We start from the raw sequence: 22360 nt of genomic DNA, 5'->3' as shown, positions 1-22360 counted from the left end.
TCGATCATGTCCGGGGCGGTTCAGTCGACCATGGCCGGGGCGGTCGGTTCGGGCAGGCGGCGCCACTTCTCCGCCACGACCACCTCGCGCAGCCGCCAGCCGTCGTACGTCCGCAGCAGCCCGAAGGAGTACCGGCCGCCGCACACGAAGTCGGGGGCGGAGGATTGCTCGCCGTTCTCGGCGAACCGCATCGGATTGACGTAGTCGGCCTGGACCCGGGCCGTGTCGCCGGTGTCCTGCTCCAGGATCCCGAAGCGAACCCGGCGGTTGACGATGAGATGCTGCCGCATCGAGAACAGGCGCATGCTCTCCGCGAGCCACGCGGCGACCCTTCCGGCGTCCCCCTCGATGCCGCCGGCCGAGCGGTAGTCCGCACGACCGCCCGGTGTGAACAGACTCCGGTACGCCGCCCAGTCGCCGTCGTCCACGGCCACCGCATAGTCGGTGACGATCTCGTCGACCGCGAGGCGGTCCCTCAGGGTGGCGAGTTCCACACGCTGCGTCATCGGCTCAGTGTTGAGCATGAGGTGGGCCGAGCCAAGAGGGCGTGCAGCGATATTCGGTGGATGTCGGGTGGAGCCGACAGCGAGGCTGTCCCCGTGAACGAACAGAACGACCAGTCCGTCCAGCAGGAACCCCGGTTCCGCGTACGTGCACACCACACCGAGTCCACGGTCACCGTCTACCAGGCCTACCGGCCCGGGATAGGCCGGGCCGCGGCCCGCGACGGCTGCTTCCCGTCCTCCTGGAGCCGCGAGCGCATGACGTGGATCAAGCCGTCGTTCCTCTGGATGATGTACCGCTGCGGCTGGGCGACGAAGGAAGGTCAGGAGACCGTCCTCGCCGTCGAGATCAGCCGCGACGGTTTCCTGTGGGCGCTGCGCAATGCGTGCCTGTCGCACTACGTCCCCGTCCTGCACGGCGACCAGGGGTCCTGGAAGCGGCAGTTGAAGGCGGCGCCAGCGCGCGTGCAGTGGGATCCGGAGCGCGATCTGCACCTCAACCCCTTGCCGTACCGGTCCCTGCAGTTGGGGCTCGCCGGCGAGGCGGCCGTCCGGTACGCGGACGAGTGGATCGTCGGCATCGAGGACGTGACGCCGCTCGCCAGGGAGATCCACGCGTGCGTGCGGGCGGGTCAACTGGAGCGTGCCGCCCGGCTGTTGCCTCAGGAGCGGCCGTATCCACTGGAGGAGGATGCCGTCGCTCACCTACGGGGCTAGAGACGGCGAAGCGTCAAACGGGGACGGCGCAGCGCGAAACGGGGACCACATCGGTGTGCGGCCTCACGCCGCCTCGATGACCTCACCACGGATGGCGGCCGCCCACTCGACCACCAACAGCTCGTACTCCGCGCGCTCCTGAGCCGACAGCGAGCCGCCCGCGCGCAGCCACAGGGCGCGTATCTCCTCGTTCACCTCGGCAGCAGACCGCACGGAACCAGGGCCTAAGGAATGGGGGGACATGCGGACAAGCCTAGGGGCAAAGACTGACGGTGCGCTACCGAACGGCTACGCACAACGTATGTGATTGGTCACGGGTTTCGCTGGGGGCGTGTCGCGGGCGCTCGTACTGACTGGCCGGTCAGCAACCCGGACGCTCAGTCGGTCCAGACGACGACGCATTGCCCTCGCCGTGCTGCCCCGCCGTAGAACTCCCGCATGGCGGTGAAATGCCCCACGAGATAACCCCGTACGTCACCGCGGAACCCGCCGTCGAACCCGCAGGCGGCGGCCGCGTCCGCGGTGGCGGTCGGCAAGTCCGCCAGGACGATGTCGAGGTCGACGGCGTCGAGGTCGCGGGCAAGCTCTGCCACGGCGGCGGGGGTGAGGAGTCGGGGCGGGTCGTCGAAGCCGTCGTACACCTCGTCGTGGTCCAGGAAACCGATGTCCCCGCCGGGGTCTCCAGAGACCGCCCGGTCGAGCAACGCGATCAGGTCCACGTCCGCACCCGTGGAGCGGCAGTACCAGATCAGGCCCCACACCGCCCAGTCCGTGTCGAGAAGATCGCCGGGTGGCGGATCCCAACCGGGCGACGCCCCCGGCGAGTCGAGGGCCGAGGAGCGGCAGTGCTCCAGGTACTCCGGAGTCACACGGGCGAACTGCTGGGTGAGGGCCATGCGGGGTTCGGTGCGGTCAGCCCGCCGACTCCGCCGCATGCGGGCTGAGGGCGCCGACCGCCACCAGGACGATGATGACGATGCCGAGGGCGATGCGGTACCAGACGAACGGCATGAAGCTCTTGGTGGAGATGAACTTCATGAACCAGGCGATGACCGCGTAACCGGACGCGAAGGCGATCACCGTGGCGAAGATCGTCGGCCCCCAGGAGACGTGGTCGCTCTCCATCGCGTCCTTGAGCTCGAAGAGGCCGGAGGCGAGGACGGCCGGGATCGCGAGGAGGAAGGAGTAGCGGGCCGCGGCCTCGCGCTGGTAGCCCATGAAGAGGCCGCCGCTGATGGTGGCGCCGGAGCGGGAGACGCCGGGGATGAGCGCCGCGGACTGGCACAGGCCGAAGATCAGGCCGTCCTTCACGTTCAGGCTCTCGAGCCCCTTGCGCTGCTTGGCGGCGCGGTGCCGCCCGCCCGTCTCGTCGCGGGCCGCCAGCCGGTCGGCGACGCCGATGATGATGCCCACGACGATCAGCATCGTCGCCGTGATCCGCAGGTCGCGGAAGGGGCCCTCGATCTGGTCCTTGAGCGTCAGGCCCAGCACGCCGATCGGGATCGAGCCGACGATCACCAGCCAGCCCATCTGCGCGTCGTGGTCCCGCCGCATCTCCTTGCTGGTCAGCGACCGCAGCCACGCCGAGATGATCCGCCCGATGTCCTTGCGGAAGTAGATCAGCACCGCGGTCTCCGTGCCGATCTGGGTGATCGCCGTGAAGGCCGCACCCGGGTCCTCCCAGCCCGAGAACGCCGCGGTCAGCCGCAGATGCGCGCTGGAGGAGACGGGGAGGAACTCGGTCAGCCCCTGGACGAGTCCGAGGATGAGCGATTCAAACCAAGACATGAAGTTACGGAGTCCAAGTGCTGATCGTGGTAAGGGATGAGGGGGACAACCGCGTCGGCGGCGCAGTGATCGCGAGTGTCGAGGGGCAGCGTAGCGTCCCGCGCCGACAGCTCCGGCACAGGGGTTCGGTGGGGGCCCGCCGACGGGGCCCGCCGATCCCGGCCATACCGGTGTTGACCTGCACAGGGGCCGCCGCTTACGTTGCTGCGGGCTGAAAGCGCTTGCTGTCTTCGTTCCGCTTGCGCCCGCGCCTGCTCGTGCCCGCGTCCCGGAGGAGTCCGATCACATCCATGACCGCATCCGAGACCGCTCCCGAGCCGAACCGCTCCCGGCCCGCCCCGCTCACCGGCCGCCGCATCAGGGTCGCCGTGATCGGCACCGGCGCCATCGCACGCGACTCCCATCTGCCCGCGCTGGCCAGGCTCGCCGAGGAGGGCGAGACGGAGCTCGTGGCCGCCGTCGACGTCGGCGCGGAGTCCGCCGCGGGCTTCTGCGCGCTCGTGGACGAGGCCGGGGCCGGGACACCCCGCGCCGGTACCGACCTGGACCGGATGCTCCAGGAGCAGCGGCCCGACCTGGTCACCATCTGCACCCCGCCCACCCTGCACCGCGACCAGACCGTCGCCGCGCTGCGCGCCGGTGCCTGGGTGTGGTGCGAGAAGCCGCCGGTGCCGAGCCTCGCGGACTTCGACGCGGTCGAGGCGGAGGAGGGCGGGGACGGCGGGCCCTACGCCTCGATCGTCTTCCAGCACCGTTTCGGCTCGGGCACCCGGCACGTACGGCGCCTGCTCGCCGAGCAGGCCATGGGCCGCCCGCTCGTCGCCCACTGCCAGACCACCTGGTACCGCGACACCGCCTACTACGCCGTGCCCTGGCGCGGTCGCTGGCGGACCGAAGGCGGCGGTCCCGCGATGGGGCACGGCATCCATCAGATGGATCTGCTGCTCGACCTTCTCGGACCGTGGAGCGAGGTGCGCGCGATGGCCGGCCGTCTGGTGCACGACGTGGAGACGGAGGACGTCTCGACCGCCCTCGTGCGTTTCGCGAACGGTGCGATGGCGACCGTCGTGAACAGCGTACTGAGCCCCGACGAGGTCAGCCGCATCCGCATCGACTGCGAGCGGGCCACCGTCGAACTCACCCACCTCTACGGCCACGGCAACGACGACTGGCACATCACCCCGGCCCGCGACGTGCCGGCCGCCGAGGCCGCGGCTTGGCAGGACTTCGGCGCGGACGTGCCCAGTTCGCACCTGGAGCAGCTGCGGGAACTGGTCGCGAGCATGCGCGCGGGGGTGCGGCCGCGCAGCAGCGGCGCGGACGGTCGGACGAGTCTGGAGCTGATCGCCGCGCTGTACAAGTCGGCGTTCACGGACGCAACCGTGAAGGCGGGCGAGATCGGCCCTGGCGATCCGTTCTACACGGCGATGCACGGGAATGCGCCCGGCTGGGCGCCCCTCGCGGGTGAGCGGGCCGCCGACGGCGAGCGGGCCCTCGCGGGCGAGGAGGCTGCCGCGTGACCGGGCTGCGGGTCGTGCACCAGCACGGCGACCGCATCACGGTGACCGAGCCGGCCGCCGGCGTCGAACTGCTCACGTATGTCTACCGGCCGGAGGCCGCATGGGAGGCCCCGAAGCCGTACGTCCACCCACTGCGGACCCTCGCCGGTGATGTCGTCACCGACTACCGCCCCAACGACCACCGCTGGCACAAAGGCCTGTCGCTGACGGCCTCTCATTTGTCGGGTGCGAATCTGTGGGGCGGTAATTCCTACGTCCATGGGCAGGGGTATCTCGAACTCCCCGAGCGCGTCGGGTCGATGGCCCACGTCGCGTTCGACGAGGTCTCTTCGGACGGTGACCGTGTCGTCATCGCCGAGCGGCTGACCTGGCACCCCGGCAGCGGTGAGTTGTGGGCCGACGAGCGGCGCCGGATCGAGGTGCACGACATCGAGCCGGAGTCCGGTTCATGGGCCCTGACCTGGACGAGCGCCGTGACGAACCGGCGCGACGAGTCGCTGCGGTTCGGCAGCCCCACCACCGCGGGGCGTGCGATGGCCGGCTACACCGGCCTGTTCTGGCGCGGCCCTCGCGCCTTCCGGGGCGGCCGGATCATCGCCCCCGACGCCGAGGGCCCCGCCCTGATGGGCGAACAGGCACCCTGGCTGGCCTACTCCGGCGAGCACGACGGCACCGACGGCCACGCGACCCTCGTCTTCGCCCACGCCCCGGAGAACGACCACGCCGGCGACCTGGGCGCCCACCCCGCCCACTGGTTCGTACGCAACGAGCCCTTCGCGGGTGTGGCTCCGTCCTGGGCCTTCCACGACGAACTGGAGCTGGCGCCCGGCGACGCCCTCACCCGCCGCTACCGGGTCGTCGTGGCCGACGGGGTGTGGGAGCGGGAGGAGATCGCCAAGTACCTGGAGACGCACCCCTGGTGAGAGCCGGGGAGCTCATTGACGCCCTGGCGCCCAGAGACGTCCTGGCGCCCAGAGACGTCCTGGCGCCCAGAGACGCTCAGGCGCCCATAGACGCCCCGGCGCTCACGGACGCCAGGGCGTGACTCACGCGGCCGACGGCCCCGTCACCGTCCATCCGGGCGCCTGGGGGTGGGCCTTCAGGTCCTCGTGGTGCACCGCGTTGCCGCAGGCCTGGCAGGTGACGACCGGGACGAGTTCGTTGCCGCAGATGTGCTCGATCACCATGGGGCGGTCGTCGTCCGTGCGGAGATGGCGGTCGCCCCACGCCATGAGGGTCATCAGGACCGGCTCCAGCTCCAGCCCCGCCTGTGTGGGCCGGTACTCGAAGCGCTGCGGGCGCTCGCTGTAGGTGCGCTTGGTCAGGATGCCGGCGTCGACGAGGCGCCGCAGCCGCGTGGCCAGGATGTCGCGCGGGGCGCCGATGTTGCGCACGAGCTGGTCGAAGCGGCCGTTGCCGAGGCACACCTCGCGCAGGACGAGCAGGGAGTACTTCTCGCCGACGAGCGCCAGGGCGTCGGCGATGGAACAGGGGCGCGGGTCTTTGGTGGCGGCCATGGCGCTCAGTCTAGGTGAGGGTTCGACTTTCCAACCCAATGGGTTTGATTCTCCAACTCAGCAGGCTATGGTGAGTTCAGATTTCCTACTCACCGGTAATCGCGCCGGTCGCCGCACCGGCCGACGCGCCGGTGATCGCCCGGCGGCCAAGGAGGCCCGCACCATGCGAGACGCAGTCATCGTCGAAGCCGTACGCACCCCGATAGGCAAGGGCAAGCCGAACGGCGCCCTGGCACACGTTCACCCCGTCGAGCTCCTCGCCCACACCCTGCGCACTCTCGTCGAGCGCTCCGGCGTCGACCCGGCGCTGATCGACGACGTCATCGGCGGCACCGTCGACCAGGTCGGCGAGCAGGCCATGAACACCACCCGCTACGCCGCCCTGTCGGCGGGCTTCCCGGAGACGGTCCCGGCGACCACCGTGGACCGCCAGTGCGGTTCCTCCCAGCAGGCCGTGCACTTCGCCGCCCAGGGCGTCATCGCCGGCGCGTACGACCTGGTCGTCGCCTGCGGGGTCGAGTCGATGAGCCGGGTGCCGATGTGGTCGAACGTGCCGCCCGGCAAGGACCCCTTCGGCCCCGGCATCGCCGAGCGCTACCCGGAGGGCCTCGTCCCGCAGGGCATCAGCGCCGAGCTGATCGCCGCCAAGTGGTCGATCACGCGCGAGCAGATGGACGCGTTCGCCGTCTCCTCGCACCGCAAGACGGCCGAGGCCTGGGACAAGGGCCTCTTCGACGCCGAGGTCGCGCCCCTGGAGGGCGTCTCGCGCGACGAGTGCGTACGACCGGGCAGCACCCCGGAGATCCTCGCCGGCCTCAAGCCCGCCTACTACGACCCGGCCTTCGCCGAGCGCTTCCCGCAGATCGAGTGGAACGTCACGCCGGGCAACGCCAGCCCCATCAACGACGGCGCCTCCGCCGTGCTCATCACCTCCAGCGAGACCGCGGCCCGCCTGGGCCTGCGCCCCCTCGCGAGGCTGCACAGCTTCGCCGTCACCGGCTCCGACCCGCTGCTGATGCTCACCGGAGTCATCCCCGCGACCGAGAAGGTGCTGCGCAGGGCGCAGCTCAGCCTCGACGACATCGACCTCTTCGAGGTCAACGAGGCCTTCTCCAGCGTCGTCCTGGCGTGGCAGCAGGAGACCGGCGCCGACCTCGCCAAGGTCAACGTGCACGGCGGCGCGATCGCGATCGGCCATCCGCTCGGGGCCAGCGGAACCCGTCTGACGACGACCCTGGTCCACGCGATGCGCGAGCGCGGCGCCCGCTATGCCCTGCAGACGATGTGCGAGGCGGGCGGCCTGGCCAACGCGATGGTGCTGGAAGCGGCCTGAAAGGTCTTCTACGGGGTCCCAGAGGTCACTTGAGGCGCAGGTGGTGGCGCTTGCGCCAGGCCACCACCACGCCCGCGAGCGCCGGTACGGCGATGCAGGCCAGCGCGATCAGGAAGGCGGGCGACGTCGGCGCGGAGGCACGGGCGCCGGCGACGACGTACGCGGCGGTGTTCGGGATCGACCCGAGCGCCGTCGCGAGCAGGAACGGCACGTAGCCCATGCGGGAGACGGCGGCGCAGTAGTTCGCCGCCCAGAAGGGCACCCCGGGGAACAGCCGCACCGCCAGCATCGAGCGGAAACCGTGCTCGCTGAACTGGCCGTCCGCCGCCTTCAGCCACCGGCCGCGCAGCAGCGGGCGCAGCGCCTCCTGCCCGAGCAGCCGCCCCAGCCCGAAGGCGATCCCGGCCCCCAGCACGGTGCCCGCGAGGGCCGCGCCGATGCCCCACTCGGAGCCGAAGAGCGCGCCCGCCGCGAGGTTCAGCAGCGGCCGCGGCACGAACGCCACCGTGACCAGCCCGTACGCCACCGCGAACAACACCACCGCGGCCGGGCCCGCGACCTGTGGCGGCCAGCCGTGCGCCAGGAGCTTGTGCGGCTCGAAGAGCAGCACGGAGGACGCGGCCGCCGCGAGCAGGACCACGAGCAGGGACAGCCGCGACCACGGCGACAGGAGCACTCTCGTGCAGCGCACTGCGAAGCCCGCGGGGGCGGGCGGCGGCGCGGGGACGGTGAGCTCCGTGGCGGCGGCCCGGGGAGAGGCCGTTGCGGTGCCCCCAGAGCGGGTGGTGGCATCGGGCATTCGGCGACAGTAACCGACAAAGATGTGTGATCGCCGTATGGTTCGTCTCATGCGCGTCACAGGTGAGGGAACCCTGGAAGTTCCGTCCAGTGCCCTGGCCGACACGGTCATGGAGCGGCTCACCACCACGTACGCCGCCGCGGCGGACCCCGAGCGGGCCGTCGCCGCCCAGGCGTACATGAAGGACGTTGCCCCCTTCCTCGGCATCCCCACACCCGCGCGCCGCGTCCTCTCCCGCACCGTCGTCCAGGGCACACCCCGCCCCGACGAGGCCGCCTGCACCGCCGTCGCCCTGCGCTGCTGGCAGCTGCCCGAGCGCGAGTACCACTACTTCGCCGTCGACTATCTGCGCCGGCACGTGGGGCGCCTCTCCTCCCGCTTCCTTCCGGTGGCCCGGCACCTCGTGACCACCGTCTCCTGGTGGGACACCGTCGACGCGCTCGCCGCGCACGTGGTCGGCGGGCTCGTCGCGGCCGATCCGAAGCTCAAGGCCGACATGGACGCCTGGATCGCGGACGACGATCTGTGGGTCGCCCGCACCGCCCTCCTCCACCAGCTGCGCCACAAGGAACGCACCGACACCGCACGCCTCTTCGCCTACTGCCTGCGCCAGTCCGGGCACCCCGACTTCTTCATCCGCAAGGCGATCGGCTGGTGCCTGCGCGAGTACGCCAAGACCGACCCGGACGCCGTACGGGACTTTCTGGAGCGGGAGCGGGGGCGGTTCGCGCCGCTGTCGGTGCGGGAGGCGTTGAAGAACATCGGGGCCTGAAGTCCCGTACCGCGAAAAACCATTCGACGTCGGGCAAAGCGTCGGCAATGATCGACGCCATGTTCCGGTACGCCTTCGTCGTTGCAGCATCCGCAGTCGCGGATGCTCCGAAGGCTGCCGTCGCGATCTTCCCGGCCGCAGTCGACGGCGCCCGAAGCTGACCCTCTCCGGACAGTCCGGCGGACCCCGCAGGGGGAGGGTCGGCGAGTCCTTGGGGTCCCCATCTCCTACGTGAGATCTCCTACGCAGAGACTTCGAGGTACAGCCATGTCCAAGACGGCATACGTGCGCACCAAACCGCATCTGAACATCGGCACGATGGGTCATGTCGACCACGGCAAGACCACGTTGACCGCCGCCATCACCAAGGTCCTCGCCGAGCGCGGATCCGGCACGTTCGTGCCCTTCGACCGCATCGACCGGGCGCCGGAGGAGGCCGCGCGCGGCATCACCATCAACATCGCGCACGTCGAGTACGAGACCGACACCCGCCACTACGCGCATGTCGACATGCCGGGTCACGCCGACTACGTCAAGAACATGGTCACCGGCGCCGCGCAGCTCGACGGGGCGATCCTCGTCGTCTCCGCGCTCGACGGGATCATGCCGCAGACCGCCGAACACGTCCTGCTCGCCCGGCAGGTGGGCGTCGACCACATCGTCGTCGCCCTCAACAAGGCCGACGCGGGCGACGAGGAGCTCATCGACCTCGTCGAGCTGGAGGTCCGCGACCTGCTCACCGAGCACGGTTACGGGGGCGACGCGGCGCCCGTCGTACGGGTGTCGGGGCTGAAGGCGCTGGAAGGGGACCCGAAGTGGACGGCGTCGATCGAGGCGCTGCTCGACGCGGTGGACACGTACGTTCCGATGCCGGAGCGGTATGTGGACGCGCCGTTCCTGTTGCCGGTCGAGAACGTCCTCACCATCACCGGGCGGGGGACCGTGGTGACCGGGGCGGTCGAGCGGGGCACCGTGCGGGTGGGCGACCGGATCGAAGTGCTCGGGGCCGGGCTGGAGACGGTCGTCACCGGCCTGGAGACCTTCGGCAAGCCGATGGACGAGGCGCAGGCCGGGGACAACGTGGCGTTGCTGCTGCGTGGGGTTCCGCGGGACGCCGTCCGGCGGGGGCACGTCGTCGCCGCGCCGGGCAGCGTGGTGCCGCGGCGGCGGTTCTCGGCGCAGGTGTATGTGCTGTCCGCGCGGGAGGGCGGTCGTACGACGGCGGTTTCCAGTGGGTACAGGCCGCAGTTCTACATCCGTACGGCGGATGTGGTGGGGGACATCGACCTCGGTGAGGTGGGTGTCGCGCGGCCCGGGGAGACGGTCACGATGACCGTTGAGCTGGGGCGCGAGGTGCCTTTGGAGCCTGGGCTCGGATTTGCCATCCGTGAGGGTGGCAGGACCGTCGGGGCGGGGACCGTGACAGCCGTCGTGTGAGGGTGGTGCGGTTGGTGGGGGGACTGCGGGGCCAACGTGGCTGGTCGCGCAGTTCCCCGCGCACCTGAAGGTGTGCTGCCGTGCCCCTCGTACAGAGTTCCCCGGCACAATGAGAAGGTGAATGACCCCATACCCGTCACCCGGCCCGTCGACTACGGCACCGCCAAGCTGATGCCCGACGTCGATCGAAAGCGGGCCTGGTTGCTCACCGTCGACGGGGCCCCGCAGTCATACGTCGATCTCGACGAGCCCGCGCACCTTGAGTTCGAGTACGCACGGCGGCTCGGGCATGTGCTGGACACCGTCGCCGAGGCGGGGCGGCCGCTGGACGTGCTGCATCTCGGGGGCGGAGCGCTCACGCTGCCGCGGTATCTGGCGGCGACCCGGCCCGGTTCGCGGCAGGACGTCGTCGAGGCCGATCGGGGGCTCATGGAGCTGGTCGTCGAGCATCTGCCGGTTGCGGACGGGGACGGCATCCGGCTGCACGCCGGGGACGCCCGGGCCTGGGTGGAGCAGGCCCCGGACGACTCGGTCGACGTGCTCGTCGCCGATGTCTTCGGCGGGTCACGGGTGCCGGCGCATCTGACGTCGGTCGCGTATGTGCGTCAGGCCGAGCGGGTGCTGCGGCGCGGCGGGGTCTATCTGGCCAACCTGGCCGATGCGGCGCCGTTCGCCTTTCTGCGCTCCCAACTCGCCACCTGCGCCACGCTGTTCGAGGAGCTCGTGCTGATCGCTGAACCGGGCGTGCTGCGTGGGCGGCGCTTCGGCAACGCGGTGCTCGTCGCCGCACACCACCCGGTCGACACGGCCGCCCTGACCCGGCTCACCGCCTCCGACGTCTTCCCGGCCCGCGTCGAACACGGGCCCGCCCTGCGGGAGTTCATCGGCGGCGCGCGGCCGGTCCGGGGCGAGGATGCCGTGCCATCACCCGAGCCTCCCGAAGGGGCTTTCGGCATCGGCTGAGCCGGCAAATCGGCGGCCGCCGCCGTTGGGCTTCCCGCGGGCACCTGCTTCGTGCGGCGGCGGAGGTTCGGCACGTCCGGTCCGCACAGGACCGCCGCCGTGACGCCCACGACCGGCGTGGCGCGGCCCCACAGCGCCGGCAGACCATCGCCGCCCGCACCCCCGTTTGCTGCCGGACGGTTTTCAGATCCCGGGCGGGACGGTCAGCTGGACGCCCCTGCCGCCCGTTGGGGCGCCCCACTGGTACGACGCTCGTCACATCCACCTGTCCGTACACCCTACTCATGGGTAACATGACCGCCATGAGCGCAGACCAGATGTCCATCGGCGAGATGCTCGCCGCCACCGTGCCCATGGCCCGGACCCTGAACCTCGAGTTCCTGGAGACCACGCCGGAGAAGGCCGTGGTGGCTCTGCCGGACCAGAGCGAGTACCACAACCACGTGGGCGGGCCGCATGCCGGTGCGATGTTCACGCTCGGGGAGTCCGCCAGCGGGGCGATCGTGCTCGCCGCGTTCGGCGAGCAGCTCTCGCGTGCCGTGCCGCTCGCCGTGCGCGCCGACATCGCCTACAAGAAGCTCGCCATGGGCCCGGTCACCGCCACCGCGACCCTGGGCCGCCCGGCCGCCGAGGTCGTCGCGGAGCTGGACGCGGGGGAGCGGCCCGAGTTCCCGGTCGCCATCGAGCTCCGGCGCGGGGACGGGGCCGTGACGGGGGAGATGACGGTGGTCTGGACGCTGCGGCCGAACGGCTGAGCCGGTCGTACGGAAGCAGGCAGGGGCCCCGTGGGGCCCCTGTTCCTTTTTCCTTGTCCCGGCCGCCAGGCCCTGTCGTCCAGCGGTCAGGCCGCCAGCCGGTTCCGCTCCCGCCCGCCGGGCTCCAGCCCCGCCACGAACTCCTTCAGCCACGCCACGAACTCCGGCCCCAGGTCGGCCCGGCCGCACGCCAGCCGTACCACCGTGCGCAGGTAGTCCCGCCTTGTCGCCGGTGTCGTACCGCAACCCGTCGAACACGACTCCGTGGACGGTCCCGCCGGTCGCCAGCGCCTGCAACGCGTCGGTCAGCTGGATCTCCCCGCCGCGGCCGGCGGGGTGCGCTCCAGGGCGCCGAAGAGGTCGTCGCCCAGGAGGACGGCGAACGGCTGGTCGCCGACGTGATGGCGGGCGCACAGCACCGCGTGGCCGAGGCCGAGCGGGTCGCCCTGGCGGATGTGATGGATGTCGGCGAGCCGGGCTGGGTCGCGCACCGCGTCCAGCCGTACGGTGTCGCCCTTCGCGGCGAGCGCCTGCTCCAGCTCGAAGGCGTGGTCGAAGTAATCCTCGATGGCCCGCTTCTGCCGGCCGGTGATCATGAGGACGTCGTCGAGCCCGGCCGCCGCGGCTTCCTCGACGACGTACTGGATGCCTGGCTTGTCGACGACCGGCAGCATCTCCTTCGGGGTCGCCTTCGTCGCCGGCAGGAACCGTGTGCCGAGTCCCGCGGCCGGGACGACCGCCTTGCGGACCGTTCGGGGAGCATCGGGGGTGGGTGTCGTGTGGGGGACGATCATGCGGCTCCTGCTGGCGCACGGGAATGAGAGCACACCGGGAGAAACCTCGGAGCTTGCTGTGCGGCATGCGGAATTGAAGGTTCCGTGGACCAATCGCCTTTGGCTCCACACAACTTGGCGCCCGGTACGACCGCGATGTCGAATGCGCGTACGCATACCGTCGGTAACTTTTCTGAATTCTCCGCTCTTTGAACATCAGTCACTCGAACTTCTTGTTTCCTGTGCGTCGCTTGTGCGAAAGTGAGCGGCCCCGATAGCCGGTCCACAGGCGACACGGCCTAGGTATGCACCAATCACCCGCCTGCTTTCCGACGGACGCGCATTCCCCCCGTGCGTCCGGCGGCTGGGAAGGAAATGGTTCAGTGCAATCCGCTCACCCCCCACGCCCGCCGTATCCGCCACGCCCCGGGGCGAGCCCCGGCACATCCGATCGCGATCTCCTCGCCGGCCTGGGCAAGGCCGCTGCGGACGGCCATGCCGTCGCGCTGCTGATGGCGCGGCACTGGCGCGCCACCCACGACTACGCGGCCATCTGCCTGGCGTCCACGGCGAGTTCGGCCTCCATGGTGGCGGCCGCGGCGTTCCATCGCGTGCTCGGCCGCCCGGGCCACGGCGCCCTGCGTCCCCAACTCCTCACCGCCGTACGGGACCTGGTGAAGGAGTGGGCGGCCGACGGGCGCATTTCCGCTCTGATGCCGGAACTCGACAAACCGACCGGAGGGCGCGGGCTGCGAGCCGCGCGGTCCGTGACACCCGAAAGACGCCACATCGCCGAACGCGCATTCCGGGCTCTCCCCGGGGCCTCGCAATGCCTGCTGTGGCACACCGAGGTCGAGGCGGAACCGATAACCATACCCGCTGGTCTGCTGGGGGTGGACACGGGCACCGCGTCGGCGGCGATGGAGGGAGTGCGTGAGCAATTCCGGGCGGGTTGTGTGCGCGCCCACCGCGAACTCGCGCCCACCCGGGAATGCCGCTTCTACAACCGTCTCCTCGACGTTCCCATTCGCCGCGGCGGCGCCCTGCTGCCCGATGTCCAGCAGCATCTGACGGAGTGCCGCTACTGCCGTCACGCCGCCGAGCAGCTGAGCCATTTCGAGGGCGGCCTCGAAGTGCTGCTCGCCGAAACCGTGCTCGGCTGGGGCGCCCGGCGCTATCTCGACTCCCGGCCCGGGCGAGGCGGTTCAGGGGCGGCGCCGAGTACCCGCTCGGGACGCGGCGGCCGGCACCGCCCGGTGCATCCCACCGTGCCGAGCGGACGCGCGAAGGCCGTCGCCTTGGGCGTCGGCGTGACCGCTCTCGCCCTGCTCGTGACCGTGCTCACCGCCAAGGGCTGGTCCGAGGAGAACGGCATTCCTGACGCGCGGGCCACCTGGGGCGCGCCCAGCGGCACGTCCGTCAGCCCGGGCGCGGTGACCCGGCCCTCGTCCGGCGGATCGCCGTCGGCGGCCTCGGCCGAGGAGCCCGTCGAGATCGCCCAGGGCAGACTCCGCAACCTCGACCGCGGCCTGTGCCTGGACCTCCGCGACCGTGAGCTCCGCAGCGGTGCCCGAGCCGAGCTGGCGGAGTGCTCGTCCGCCGCGTCCCAGCAGTGGTCGTACCAGGGCAGTGGCCTGCTGCGCAGCGCCGCCGACCCGACCCTCTGCCTCGACTCCGACGCCGACAAGGGCACGGTGGTCCTGGCGAACTGTCTCGCGCACGCCGGCGAGGTGCGCTACGACCTCACCGTCCACGGGGAGCTTCTGCCGCGCGGGTCCGGCGGGCTGACGGTCGCCTGCGGTGACGGTGAGAGCGTGGTGCTCGCCGAGCGGGACGGGTCCCAGGCGCAGCGCTGGCTGCTCGACGGCGGGTTCACGGGCGAGGGCGAGGCGAAGCCCAAGCAGAAAGAAGGCGAGCGGCGGGACGAGAAGGGGGAGGGCGGCACGACCGCGGACCCCGACCCCGCGCCGGACCACAAGGCGCCGGACGCCGTCCCCGAGCCGACCGAGGGGAACTCCCCGAGGGACGAGCCGAACCGGCCGTCGGACCCTGCGGAGCCGCAGTACGAGACGCGCTACGTCCAGGACGACTCCGGCGCCGAAACCGAGCCCGCCACCCCTGTCGATGCCGCTGTCGCCCTCCCGGCCGGGGTGCCGGCCACCGTGTCCACGGTCGTCGGCGCCGCCACGACGACACTCGACTCCGCCCTGCACTAGTCCGGGGCCGCGAGGGGTTGGTCAAGGACCACGTGGGGCCACCTGCCGGGTGGTCCCACCTCGCTTCCGAACTCCCTCTGCTGCGAAGCCATTCGGACGTTTTTCCGTTCCCTCGGTTCACGTGATTGACACGAGTCACTGAGGTTCATAGTTTTCCCGCCGCGCCCACGATGTCCCGCCCATGGTGTCCCTTGCGGACCCGACTGGAGGTGGACCGGTGATCCGTCGTATGTCCGTCGCACTGATGGCCCTCGCGGCCGCGCTCGTCACCCCCTTACCCGCGCAGGCCGCCGATCCCCCTGTCGTCCGCACGGACGCGGGCTGGGTACGGGGTGAAACCACCGCGGAGGGACGGCAGTTCCTCAGCATCCCCTACGCCGAGCCGCCCGTCGGCAGACTCCGCTGGACCGAGCCACGGCCGGTCCGTCCCTGGCAAGGGGTGCGTACGGCTCGGGACTTCGGCAACAAGTGTGTGCAAGGGGCGAGTTGGGACCCCGGCTACGAGCAGCCGAGCCACACCGAGGACTGTCTCGACCTCAATGTGTACGTCCCCGAAGGCGCCGCCCGCCGGGCGGTGCTGGTCTGGTTCCACGGCGGCGGGCTCACCGCCGGGGCCGGTCAGGACGTCGTCCCGGACACCTTCGCGAGGCGGACCGGCACAGTCGTCGTGACCGTCAACTACCGCCTCGGGGCGATGGGCTTCCTCGCCACGGCCGGCCTCGACGGCGAGGTGCGCGACGGGGTCTCCGGCAACTTCGGAATGCTGGACCAGCAGGCCGCGCTGCGCTGGGTGCGCGCCAACATCGGCCGCTTCGGCGGCGACCCGGGCCGGGTGACCATAGCGGGCGAGTCGGCGGGCGGCCGCTCGGTCTGCACCCAGCTGGCCTCGCCGACGGCCAAGGGCCTGTTCCGGGCGGGGATCATCCAGAGCGGGGCGTACGCCGACTGCGGCGCGCGTCCGCACGAAACGGCCCTGACCGAGGGCGCCGCCTTCGCGCGGAAGCTGGGCTGCGCCGACCTCGCCTGTCTGCGCGCCAAGCCGGCCGCCGAGATCCTGGCCGCGCAGAGCGGGTTCGACTGGGCGCCGGTGGTCGGCGGCGACTTCCTGCCGAGGCAGCCGAAGGAGGCCTTCGCGCGGGGTGCCGCCGCGGGCGTGCCGGTCATGAACGGCGCCAACCAGGACGAGGGCCGGCTCTTCGCCTTCGCCCGCTTCGACCTGGACGGCACCCCGCTCACCGCCGAGCAGTACCCGGACGTCATGCGGGCGGACTACGGCGAGGAGGCGCTCGCACGCTACCCGCTGGCGTCCTACCCCTCACCGACCATCGCGTACGCCACCGCCCAGGGCGACCAGCTCTTCGCCTGCCCGGCGCTCCGCCTCGACGGCACGCTCGCCGGACGCGGCCCGGTCCACGCGTACGAGTTCGCCGACCGCACCTCCCCGCCCTTCGCCTCCCTGCGCAACCTCGGCACGGACTTCGACTTCGGCGCGACCCACGTCAACGAGGTGCAGTACCTCTTCAAGCACTTCGGCCTGGAATCACCGCTGAACGCCGAGCAGCGGAGGCTGGCACGCCAGATGGTCCAGTACTGGGGTTCCTTCGTCCGGGACGGCGTCCCGCGCGCCACGGGACAGCCCGCGATGCCCGCCCGCCCCGGGACGGTACTGACCCTCCGCACCACATCCGCCGGAGGGAATGCGCTGAGCACCACCGTGCACCGTGAGCACCAGTGCAACCTCTGGGACTCCGAGACCGTCACACAGAGCAGGTAGGCTGCCCCGGCGCACGCTCACAGCCGAGCGTGCGCCGGGAACGCACGGTGCAGGACATGGGAGGAAGCGGCGTTGCACGTCCAGGAATGGCTCGAAACGGTGCCCCCGCTCGCCATCTATCTGCTGGTCGGCGTGGTCATCGGCCTGGAGAGCCTGGGCATCCCGCTGCCCGGCGAGATCATCCTGGTCTCCTCCGCGCTGCTCGCCTCACAGCACGGTGAGATCGACCCCTTCGTGCTCGGCGCCTGCGCGAGCGCGGGCGCGATCATCGGCGACTCCATCGGCTATGCCATCGGCCGCAAGGGGGGCCGCCCCCTGCTGGCCTGGCTTGGCAAGAAGTTCCCCAAACACTTCAGCGAGGGCCACATCGCCACGGCCGAGCGGTCCTTCCAGAAGTGGGGCATGTGGGCCGTCTTCTTCGGCCGCTTCGTCGCCCTCCTGCGCATCTTCGCCGGCCCCCTCGCGGGCGTGCTGCACATGCCGTACTGGAAGTTCCTGATCGCCAACGTCTTCGGCGGCATCGTCTGGGCGGGCGGCACGACGGCCGTCATCTACTACGTCGGAGTGGTCGCCGAGTCCTGGCTGAAGCGCTTCTCGTGGCTGGGCCTGGTGGCGGCGGTCCTGATCGGCCTCACCTCGATGCTGATCATCAAGCGCAAGGCGAAGAAGGCGCAGGGCGCCGTGCGGGAGGCCGAGGCAGAGGCAATGGTCGCTGCCGAGTAGTTGCGGCTGCAGGCCGGTGGGGGCTGGTCGCGCCCGCGCGGCGGAGCCGCATATCGATACGGCCCCGCGCCCCTTGGGACGCTGTACTACCGGTGGGCTTCTCCGTGCGCCTTCGCCAACTTCGCATACATGGTCCCGTTGAGCGTGACGCCCTGACGCTCTTCCTCGGTCAGCTGCCGCTTCACCTTCGCGGGCACCCCCGCGACAAGCGACCCGGGCGGCACCTGCATCCCCTGCGGCACCAGAGCCTGCGCCGCGACCAAGGACCCCGCCCCGATCACCGCACCGTTCAGCACAGTCGCCCCCATCCCGATCAGACAGTCGTCCTCGACGGTGGCCCCATGCACCACGGCGTTGTGCCCCACGGAGACCCGCGCCCCGATGCTCACCGGGAAACCGGGATCAGCATGCAGCGTGCAGTTGTCCTGGATATTGGACTGGGCCCCCACGGAGATCCGCTCCACGTCCCCCCGCACCACCGCGCCGTACCAAACGCTCGCCCCGGCCCCCAGCGTCACGTCCCCGATCACCGAGGACGTCGGCGCCACGAACGCCCCCGCGTCGATCTTCGGTTCCCGGCCCCCGATACCCATGACCAGCGCCCTCTGCGTCATCGCCCTCTCCTCCCACCGACGTCGTAGACGAACCGTACGCCACCCGGTGGGGCGAAGATCACAGGCCCTCGACCTCATGAGGGCGCCGCACGCTCAGTACGGTTAGCGGGTGCCCAAGCGCAAGAACACGTTCTCGTCCCGGCGGCGCAGCCTCACGCAACGCGCCGTCCACGCAGGCTGGGCCTGGCTGCAGCGCACGGGTTCGGTGACGGCCGAGAACCCCGGCCGCTTCCACTTCGGCTCGATCGGCGAAGCCACCCGCCTCGCCTTCCCGCTCGGCACGGTCTTCGGCGAACCCTGGATCCACCTCGGCTCCCACTGCATCGTCGGCGAGCAGGTGACACTGACCGCAGGTCTGATGCCCGACCTCGACCTCGGTCCGGAGCCGATCCTGCGCATAGGCGACGGCGTCGTGCTGGGCCGCGGCAGCCATGTCATCGCGGACACGACGGTCACCATCGGCAGCGACTGCTACTTCGGGCCGTACGTCTACGTCACGTCCACCAACCACTCGTACGACGATCCGCACGAGCCGATCGGCAAGCAGTGGCCGCGCATGGAGCCGGTCGAGATCGGCCCGGGCTGCTGGATCGGCACCGGGGCCGTGATCCTGCCGGGGGCGCGGATCGGGCGGAACGTGGTGGTGGCGGCCGGTGCGGTGGTGCGGGGCACGGTGCCCGACCATGCCGTGGTGGCGGGGGCGCCCGCCCGTGTCGTACGGCGCTGGACGCCCGACGACGGCTGGCAGCCGCCGCTGCGGACGCCGGCGCCGGTGCCGATCCCCGACGGGATCACGCCCGAGCAGCTCCAGGCGCTGGCCGAGCTGGACGAGGAGACGGTGGCGAAGCTGGCGGAGCTGGACGAGAAGGCGGCCGTCGAACTCGCCGAGCCGGCCGCGGAGTCCTGAGTCAGCCGGCCGCCAGCAGCACCGTGCCCACCAGTGCGAGGCCCGCACCCGCCGCCTGCACCGCCCGCAACCGCTCCCTGAGCAAGCCGCGCGCGGCCAGGGCGGTCACCACGGGGTAGAGCGAGGCCAGGACGGCGGCCACGGTGACCGGGCCGTGGTGGGCGGCGACCACATACGTGCCGTTCGCCGCGACATCGGCGAGGCCGACGAAGGCGAGCGCCGGCAGCGAGCGCCAGGGGAAACCGTCCTCGGGGAGGGCCGCGCGGCCCCGCCGCACGGAGGCGTACAGCGCGAGGCCGCCCGCCGCGACATTGACCACGCGCTGGACGAAGAGCGCGAGGAAGAGGCCCGTGACGGTGGTCGACGCCTCCGCGATCAGCGCGAACACCGTGCCGAAGCCGAAGGCCGCGACCAGTGTGAGCAGGATGGCCTGCCGCTGGACGGGGGCACCCCGCAGCTGCGGTCCGCCCGCGAGCACGACGCCGAACACGGCGACCGCGATCCCCGCGACCTGCACCAGACCGGGCCGTTCACCGAGGAGGAGGCCGATGCCGACCGGGACGGCCACCCCCACGGTGCCGAGCGGGGAGACCACGCCCATCGGGCCCAGCGCGAGCGCCTTGTAGAAGCAGAGCAGGGCGACCGGGCCCACCACACCGGCTGCGACCGCGAACCACAGTTGGGAACCGGCCTCGCTCCAGCCGCCGGTGGCCACCACGATCACGCCGAGCACGGCGGCCGCGATCGCCTGCGAGACGACGACCACCGTGAGCGCCGGGGTGCGCCGGGTCAGCAGTCCGCCGCCGAAGTCGGCCAGCCCCCACAGCAGGCTGGTGGCCAGGGCGAAGAGTGCTGTCACGGGGCGCCTCGCAGTACAGTTCGGTGCACGATCAGGTGCACCTCACCGTAGTGCAGTGAGTTGAACTCTGTCATCCAGAATATTGGCCTCACCTTGTGGACGGAATGTGTCGGACCTCGAACTGCTGACCCAGTCCCTGGCGCGCAACGTCAAGCGCTGGCGCACCGAGCGCGGCTTCACCCTGGACACGCTGGCCGCGCGGGCCGGGGTCAGCCGCGGCATGCTCATCCAGATCGAGCAGGCCCGCACGAACCCGAGTCTCGGCACGGTCGTCAAGATCGGCGACGCTCTCGGGGTCAGCATCACGACCCTCCTCGACTACGAGCAGGGCCCGAAGGTGCGCGTCGTCCCGCCCGAGCAGGTGGTCCGGCTGTGGCACACCGAGGCCGGCAGCTACAGCAGGCTCCTCGCCGGCACGGAGGCGCCCGGCCCGCTGGAGATGTGGGACTGGAAGCTGATGCCGGGGGAGGGCAGCGGATCAGATCCGCATCCCGCTGGCACCGTCGAGATCGCCCATGTCACGGCGGGGGAGCTGACCCTGACCGTCGAGGGCGTGGAGTACCGCGTCCCGGCCGGCTCCAGCGTCACCTTCGACGCCAACGCTCCGCACACGTACGCCAATCAGGGCGAGGTCCCCATGGAGATGACGCTGACGGTCTCGGTCCCGCTCGTGCACTGAGACACCCGGCCCACGGCCCCGATCACCCTGTTAGCGTGCGCTCATGGACGCACCCATCGGACACTTCGACCACGCCACCCCCGCACCCGACTGCCTCGACGAGCTCATCCGCCCGGTCGCCGACGCCGTACGCCACTGGAGCGGCAGCGTCCCCGCCGACCAGATCGTCTACGTCGAGACCGACCCGCAGTGGGCCGACACCGCCGTCTTCGTCGAGCACTACGGGCAGGAACTCCTCGAACGGTCCGCGAACTGCGTCGTCGTCGCGGGCAAGCGCGGCGGCGAGACGACGCTGGCCGCGTGCGTCGTGCTCTCCACCACCCGGGTCGACGTCAACGGCGTCGTACGCCGTCAACTCGGCGCCCGCAAGGCGTCGTTCGCCTCCATGGACACGGCGACCGGCGAGACCGGCATGGAGTACGGCGGCATCACCCCGATCGGACTGCCGGGCGACTGGCCGGTGCTGGTGGACTCGGCCGTCGTCGACCTGCCGTACGTCCTGGTCGGCAGCGGACGCCGGCGCGGCAAGCTGCTGGTGCCGGGGAAGGCGTTCGCGGAGCTGCCCGGGGCGGTCGTCCTGGAGGGGCTCGGCGTCGCGGTCTGACGCTCAGGCCGCCGTGTGGTGCGCGAGGGCCAGATGCGGGTCCGCCTCGCCCGGCACCGGTGCCGGGTCGGCGTGGACCAGGGCCGCGGTGAGCCGGGGGACGGCGTGCAGCAGGGCGTGCTCGGCGTCGACGGCGATGGCGTGCGCCTGACGTACCGTCGCCTCGCCGTCCACGACGACCGCCACCTCGGCGCGCAGCCGGTGCCCGATCCAGCGCAGCCGCAACTCGCCCACCTCACGCACGCCCGCGACCTCCCGCAGCGCCCGTTCGGCCCGGTCCACCAGGGCCGGGTCCACGGCGTCCATCACCCGCCGGAACACCTCGCGGGCCGCGTCCCGCAGCACCAGCGTGATCGCGGCCGTGATCGCCAACCCCACGATCGGGTCCGCGAGTTGCCAGCCCAGCGCCGCACCGCCCGCGCTCAACAGGACGGCCAGTGAGGTGAATCCGTCCGTACGGGCGTGCAGGCCGTCGGCGACCAGCGCGGCCGAGCCGATCGCACGACCGACCCGGATCCGGTACCGGGCCACCCACTCGTTGCCCGCGAAGCCCACGAGCGCTGCCACAGCCACGGCGGGTATCTGCTCCACCGGGCGCGGGTCGAGGAGACGGTCGACCGCCGTCCACGCCGCGAAGGCCGCGGACGCGGCGATGGTCAGCACGATGACGATGCCCGCGAGGTCCTCGGCCCGCCCGTAGCCGTAGGTGAAGCGGCGCGTCGCCGCGCGGCGGCCCAGCACGAACGCGATCCCGAGCGGTACGGCCGTCAGCGCGTCCGCGGTGTTGTGCACCGTGTCCCCGAGCAGCGCCACCGACCCGGACGCGACCACCACGACCGCCTGAGCGAGCGCCGTCACACCGAGCACGGCCAGCGAGACCCACAGTGCGCGCATGCCGCGGGCCGAGGACTCCAGGGCGGAGTCGAGTTTGTCGGCGGTCTCGTGGGAGTGGGGTTTGAGGAGGTGGGCGAGGCGGTGGCGGAGGGAGGCAGGGGCGCGGTGATGAGCGTGGTCGTGATGGTCATGGTGCTCGTGCGCGTGTCCGTGATGGTGGTTCCCGTGCCCGTGCTCGTGCCCGTCGCTCACAGCGCTCCCCTTCCGTACGTG

The 22360-nt window shown here is 71.4% G+C and carries 23 protein-coding genes and 1 pseudogene; 14 read left to right on the top strand and 10 right to left on the bottom strand.

Annotated features, from left to right (window positions below; translation table 11 throughout):
• Window positions 1-20: 20 nt before the first annotated feature.
• Window positions 21-506, bottom strand: coding sequence for a nuclear transport factor 2 family protein (locus ACQEV2_RS06175; RefSeq protein WP_433037361.1), 486 nt, complete (start codon window positions 504-506; stop codon window positions 21-23).
• 60 nt (window positions 507-566) lie between these two features.
• Here ACQEV2_RS06175 and ACQEV2_RS06170 point away from each other — a divergent pair, with 60 nt between their 5' ends.
• A complete protein-coding gene (locus tag ACQEV2_RS06170) occupies window positions 567-1220 on the top strand; it encodes a DUF4291 domain-containing protein (RefSeq protein WP_433037359.1) in 654 nt (217 codons plus the stop codon).
• Window positions 1221-1283: 63 nt separating this feature from the next.
• On the opposite strand, the gene ACQEV2_RS06165 is transcribed toward ACQEV2_RS06170, so the two are convergent.
• The 3 genes from ACQEV2_RS06165 to ACQEV2_RS06155 all read right to left on the bottom strand — a co-directional run bounded on the left by ACQEV2_RS06165 (window position 1284) and on the right by ACQEV2_RS06155 (window position 3008).
• The gene (locus ACQEV2_RS06165) at window positions 1284-1463 is read right to left on the bottom strand and encodes a hypothetical protein (RefSeq protein ID WP_078504336.1); all 180 of its coding nucleotides are present in this window, start codon (window positions 1461-1463) and stop codon (window positions 1284-1286) included.
• Between the two features lie 134 nt (window positions 1464-1597).
• Window positions 1598-2116: a DUF1877 family protein gene (locus ACQEV2_RS06160; RefSeq protein ID WP_433037356.1), complete on the bottom strand. Its 519-nt coding sequence runs from the start codon at window positions 2114-2116 to the stop codon at window positions 1598-1600.
• Between the two features lie 16 nt (window positions 2117-2132).
• Window positions 2133-3008 carry an undecaprenyl-diphosphate phosphatase gene (locus tag ACQEV2_RS06155; protein WP_433037353.1) on the bottom strand — a complete coding sequence of 292 codons (876 nt, stop codon included), beginning with the start codon at window positions 3006-3008 and terminating at the stop codon, window positions 2133-2135.
• A 290-nt stretch (window positions 3009-3298) separates the two neighbouring features.
• Between ACQEV2_RS06155 and ACQEV2_RS06150 the strand changes: the two genes are divergently transcribed.
• Window positions 3299-4528 (top strand): Gfo/Idh/MocA family protein, encoded by a 1230-nt coding sequence (locus ACQEV2_RS06150; protein ID WP_433037351.1) that lies wholly within the window; start codon window positions 3299-3301, stop codon window positions 4526-4528.
• Complete coding sequence (locus ACQEV2_RS06145) at window positions 4525-5451, top strand: PmoA family protein (RefSeq protein ID WP_433037349.1); 927 nt, start codon at window positions 4525-4527, stop codon at window positions 5449-5451. The genes ACQEV2_RS06150 and ACQEV2_RS06145 overlap by 4 nt, the downstream gene beginning before the upstream one ends.
• A gap of 123 nt (window positions 5452-5574) precedes the next feature.
• Here ACQEV2_RS06145 and ACQEV2_RS06140 read toward each other — a convergent pair whose 3' ends face one another.
• Window positions 5575-6045: a winged helix-turn-helix transcriptional regulator gene (locus ACQEV2_RS06140; RefSeq protein WP_433037346.1), complete on the bottom strand. Its 471-nt coding sequence runs from the start codon at window positions 6043-6045 to the stop codon at window positions 5575-5577.
• Window positions 6046-6208: 163 nt separating this feature from the next.
• Between ACQEV2_RS06140 and ACQEV2_RS06135 the strand changes: the two genes are divergently transcribed.
• A complete protein-coding gene (locus tag ACQEV2_RS06135) occupies window positions 6209-7378 on the top strand; it encodes a thiolase family protein (protein WP_433037344.1) in 1170 nt (389 codons plus the stop codon).
• 25 nt (window positions 7379-7403) lie between these two features.
• On the opposite strand, the gene ACQEV2_RS06130 is transcribed toward ACQEV2_RS06135, so the two are convergent.
• A complete protein-coding gene (locus tag ACQEV2_RS06130; protein ID WP_433037342.1) occupies window positions 7404-8177 on the bottom strand; it encodes a TVP38/TMEM64 family protein in 774 nt (257 codons plus the stop codon).
• A 49-nt stretch (window positions 8178-8226) separates the two neighbouring features.
• Between ACQEV2_RS06130 and ACQEV2_RS06125 the strand changes: the two genes are divergently transcribed.
• The 4 genes from ACQEV2_RS06125 to ACQEV2_RS06110 all read left to right on the top strand — a co-directional run bounded on the left by ACQEV2_RS06125 (window position 8227) and on the right by ACQEV2_RS06110 (window position 12104).
• On the top strand, window positions 8227-8949 hold the full coding sequence (locus tag ACQEV2_RS06125) for a DNA alkylation repair protein (RefSeq protein ID WP_433037340.1): 723 nt from the start codon (window positions 8227-8229) through the stop codon (window positions 8947-8949).
• A 267-nt stretch (window positions 8950-9216) separates the two neighbouring features.
• On the top strand, window positions 9217-10386 hold the full coding sequence (tuf, locus tag ACQEV2_RS06120) for an elongation factor Tu (RefSeq protein WP_433037337.1): 1170 nt from the start codon (window positions 9217-9219) through the stop codon (window positions 10384-10386).
• A 117-nt stretch (window positions 10387-10503) separates the two neighbouring features.
• Entirely contained in the window at window positions 10504-11349 is an 846-nt protein-coding gene (locus ACQEV2_RS06115; protein WP_433037335.1) for a spermidine synthase, read from the top strand.
• Between the two features lie 317 nt (window positions 11350-11666).
• Window positions 11667-12104 carry a DUF4442 domain-containing protein gene (locus ACQEV2_RS06110; protein ID WP_433054228.1) on the top strand — a complete coding sequence of 146 codons (438 nt, stop codon included), beginning with the start codon at window positions 11667-11669 and terminating at the stop codon, window positions 12102-12104.
• A gap of 86 nt (window positions 12105-12190) precedes the next feature.
• Here the strand turns inward: ACQEV2_RS06110 and ACQEV2_RS06105 are convergent.
• Window positions 12191-12898 (bottom strand): annotated as a pseudogene (locus ACQEV2_RS06105) (UTP--glucose-1-phosphate uridylyltransferase).
• Window positions 12899-13260: 362 nt separating this feature from the next.
• Here ACQEV2_RS06105 and ACQEV2_RS06100 point away from each other — a divergent pair.
• The 3 genes from ACQEV2_RS06100 to ACQEV2_RS06090 all read left to right on the top strand — a co-directional run bounded on the left by ACQEV2_RS06100 (window position 13261) and on the right by ACQEV2_RS06090 (window position 17590).
• Entirely contained in the window at window positions 13261-15093 is a 1833-nt protein-coding gene (locus tag ACQEV2_RS06100; RefSeq protein WP_433037332.1) for a ricin-type beta-trefoil lectin domain protein, read from the top strand.
• A gap of 229 nt (window positions 15094-15322) precedes the next feature.
• Window positions 15323-16867 carry a carboxylesterase/lipase family protein gene (locus tag ACQEV2_RS06095; protein ID WP_433037330.1) on the top strand — a complete coding sequence of 515 codons (1545 nt, stop codon included), beginning with the start codon at window positions 15323-15325 and terminating at the stop codon, window positions 16865-16867.
• Window positions 16868-16939: 72 nt separating this feature from the next.
• The gene (locus tag ACQEV2_RS06090; protein WP_433037327.1) at window positions 16940-17590 is read left to right on the top strand and encodes a DedA family protein; all 651 of its coding nucleotides are present in this window, start codon (window positions 16940-16942) and stop codon (window positions 17588-17590) included.
• 86 nt (window positions 17591-17676) lie between these two features.
• On the opposite strand, the gene ACQEV2_RS06085 is transcribed toward ACQEV2_RS06090, so the two are convergent.
• Complete coding sequence (locus ACQEV2_RS06085; protein WP_433037324.1) at window positions 17677-18204, bottom strand: gamma carbonic anhydrase family protein; 528 nt, start codon at window positions 18202-18204, stop codon at window positions 17677-17679.
• Between the two features lie 109 nt (window positions 18205-18313).
• On the opposite strand from ACQEV2_RS06085, the gene ACQEV2_RS06080 reads away from it, so the two are divergent.
• Window positions 18314-19111 carry an acyltransferase gene (locus tag ACQEV2_RS06080; RefSeq protein ID WP_433037321.1) on the top strand — a complete coding sequence of 266 codons (798 nt, stop codon included), beginning with the start codon at window positions 18314-18316 and terminating at the stop codon, window positions 19109-19111.
• A 1-nt stretch (window position 19112) separates the two neighbouring features.
• Here ACQEV2_RS06080 and ACQEV2_RS06075 read toward each other — a convergent pair whose 3' ends face one another.
• Window positions 19113-19970: an EamA family transporter gene (locus ACQEV2_RS06075; protein WP_433037318.1), complete on the bottom strand. Its 858-nt coding sequence runs from the start codon at window positions 19968-19970 to the stop codon at window positions 19113-19115.
• Between the two features lie 106 nt (window positions 19971-20076).
• Here ACQEV2_RS06075 and ACQEV2_RS06070 point away from each other — a divergent pair, with 106 nt between their 5' ends.
• Both ACQEV2_RS06070 and ACQEV2_RS06065 read left to right on the top strand, forming a co-directional pair.
• Entirely contained in the window at window positions 20077-20649 is a 573-nt protein-coding gene (locus tag ACQEV2_RS06070) for a helix-turn-helix domain-containing protein (protein ID WP_433037315.1), read from the top strand.
• 43 nt (window positions 20650-20692) lie between these two features.
• On the top strand, window positions 20693-21253 hold the full coding sequence (locus ACQEV2_RS06065) for a YbaK/EbsC family protein (RefSeq protein ID WP_433037312.1): 561 nt from the start codon (window positions 20693-20695) through the stop codon (window positions 21251-21253).
• A gap of 3 nt (window positions 21254-21256) precedes the next feature.
• On the opposite strand, the gene ACQEV2_RS06060 is transcribed toward ACQEV2_RS06065, so the two are convergent.
• The gene (locus tag ACQEV2_RS06060; RefSeq protein ID WP_433037310.1) at window positions 21257-22339 is read right to left on the bottom strand and encodes a cation diffusion facilitator family transporter; all 1083 of its coding nucleotides are present in this window, start codon (window positions 22337-22339) and stop codon (window positions 21257-21259) included.
• Between the last annotated feature and the right edge of the window lie 21 nt (window positions 22340-22360).

This window comes from Streptomyces sp. CA-251387, assembly GCF_050936625.1.
Lineage (GTDB): Bacteria > Actinomycetota > Actinomycetes > Streptomycetales > Streptomycetaceae > Streptomyces.
This window is presented reverse-complemented; position numbering and strand designations above follow the sequence as displayed.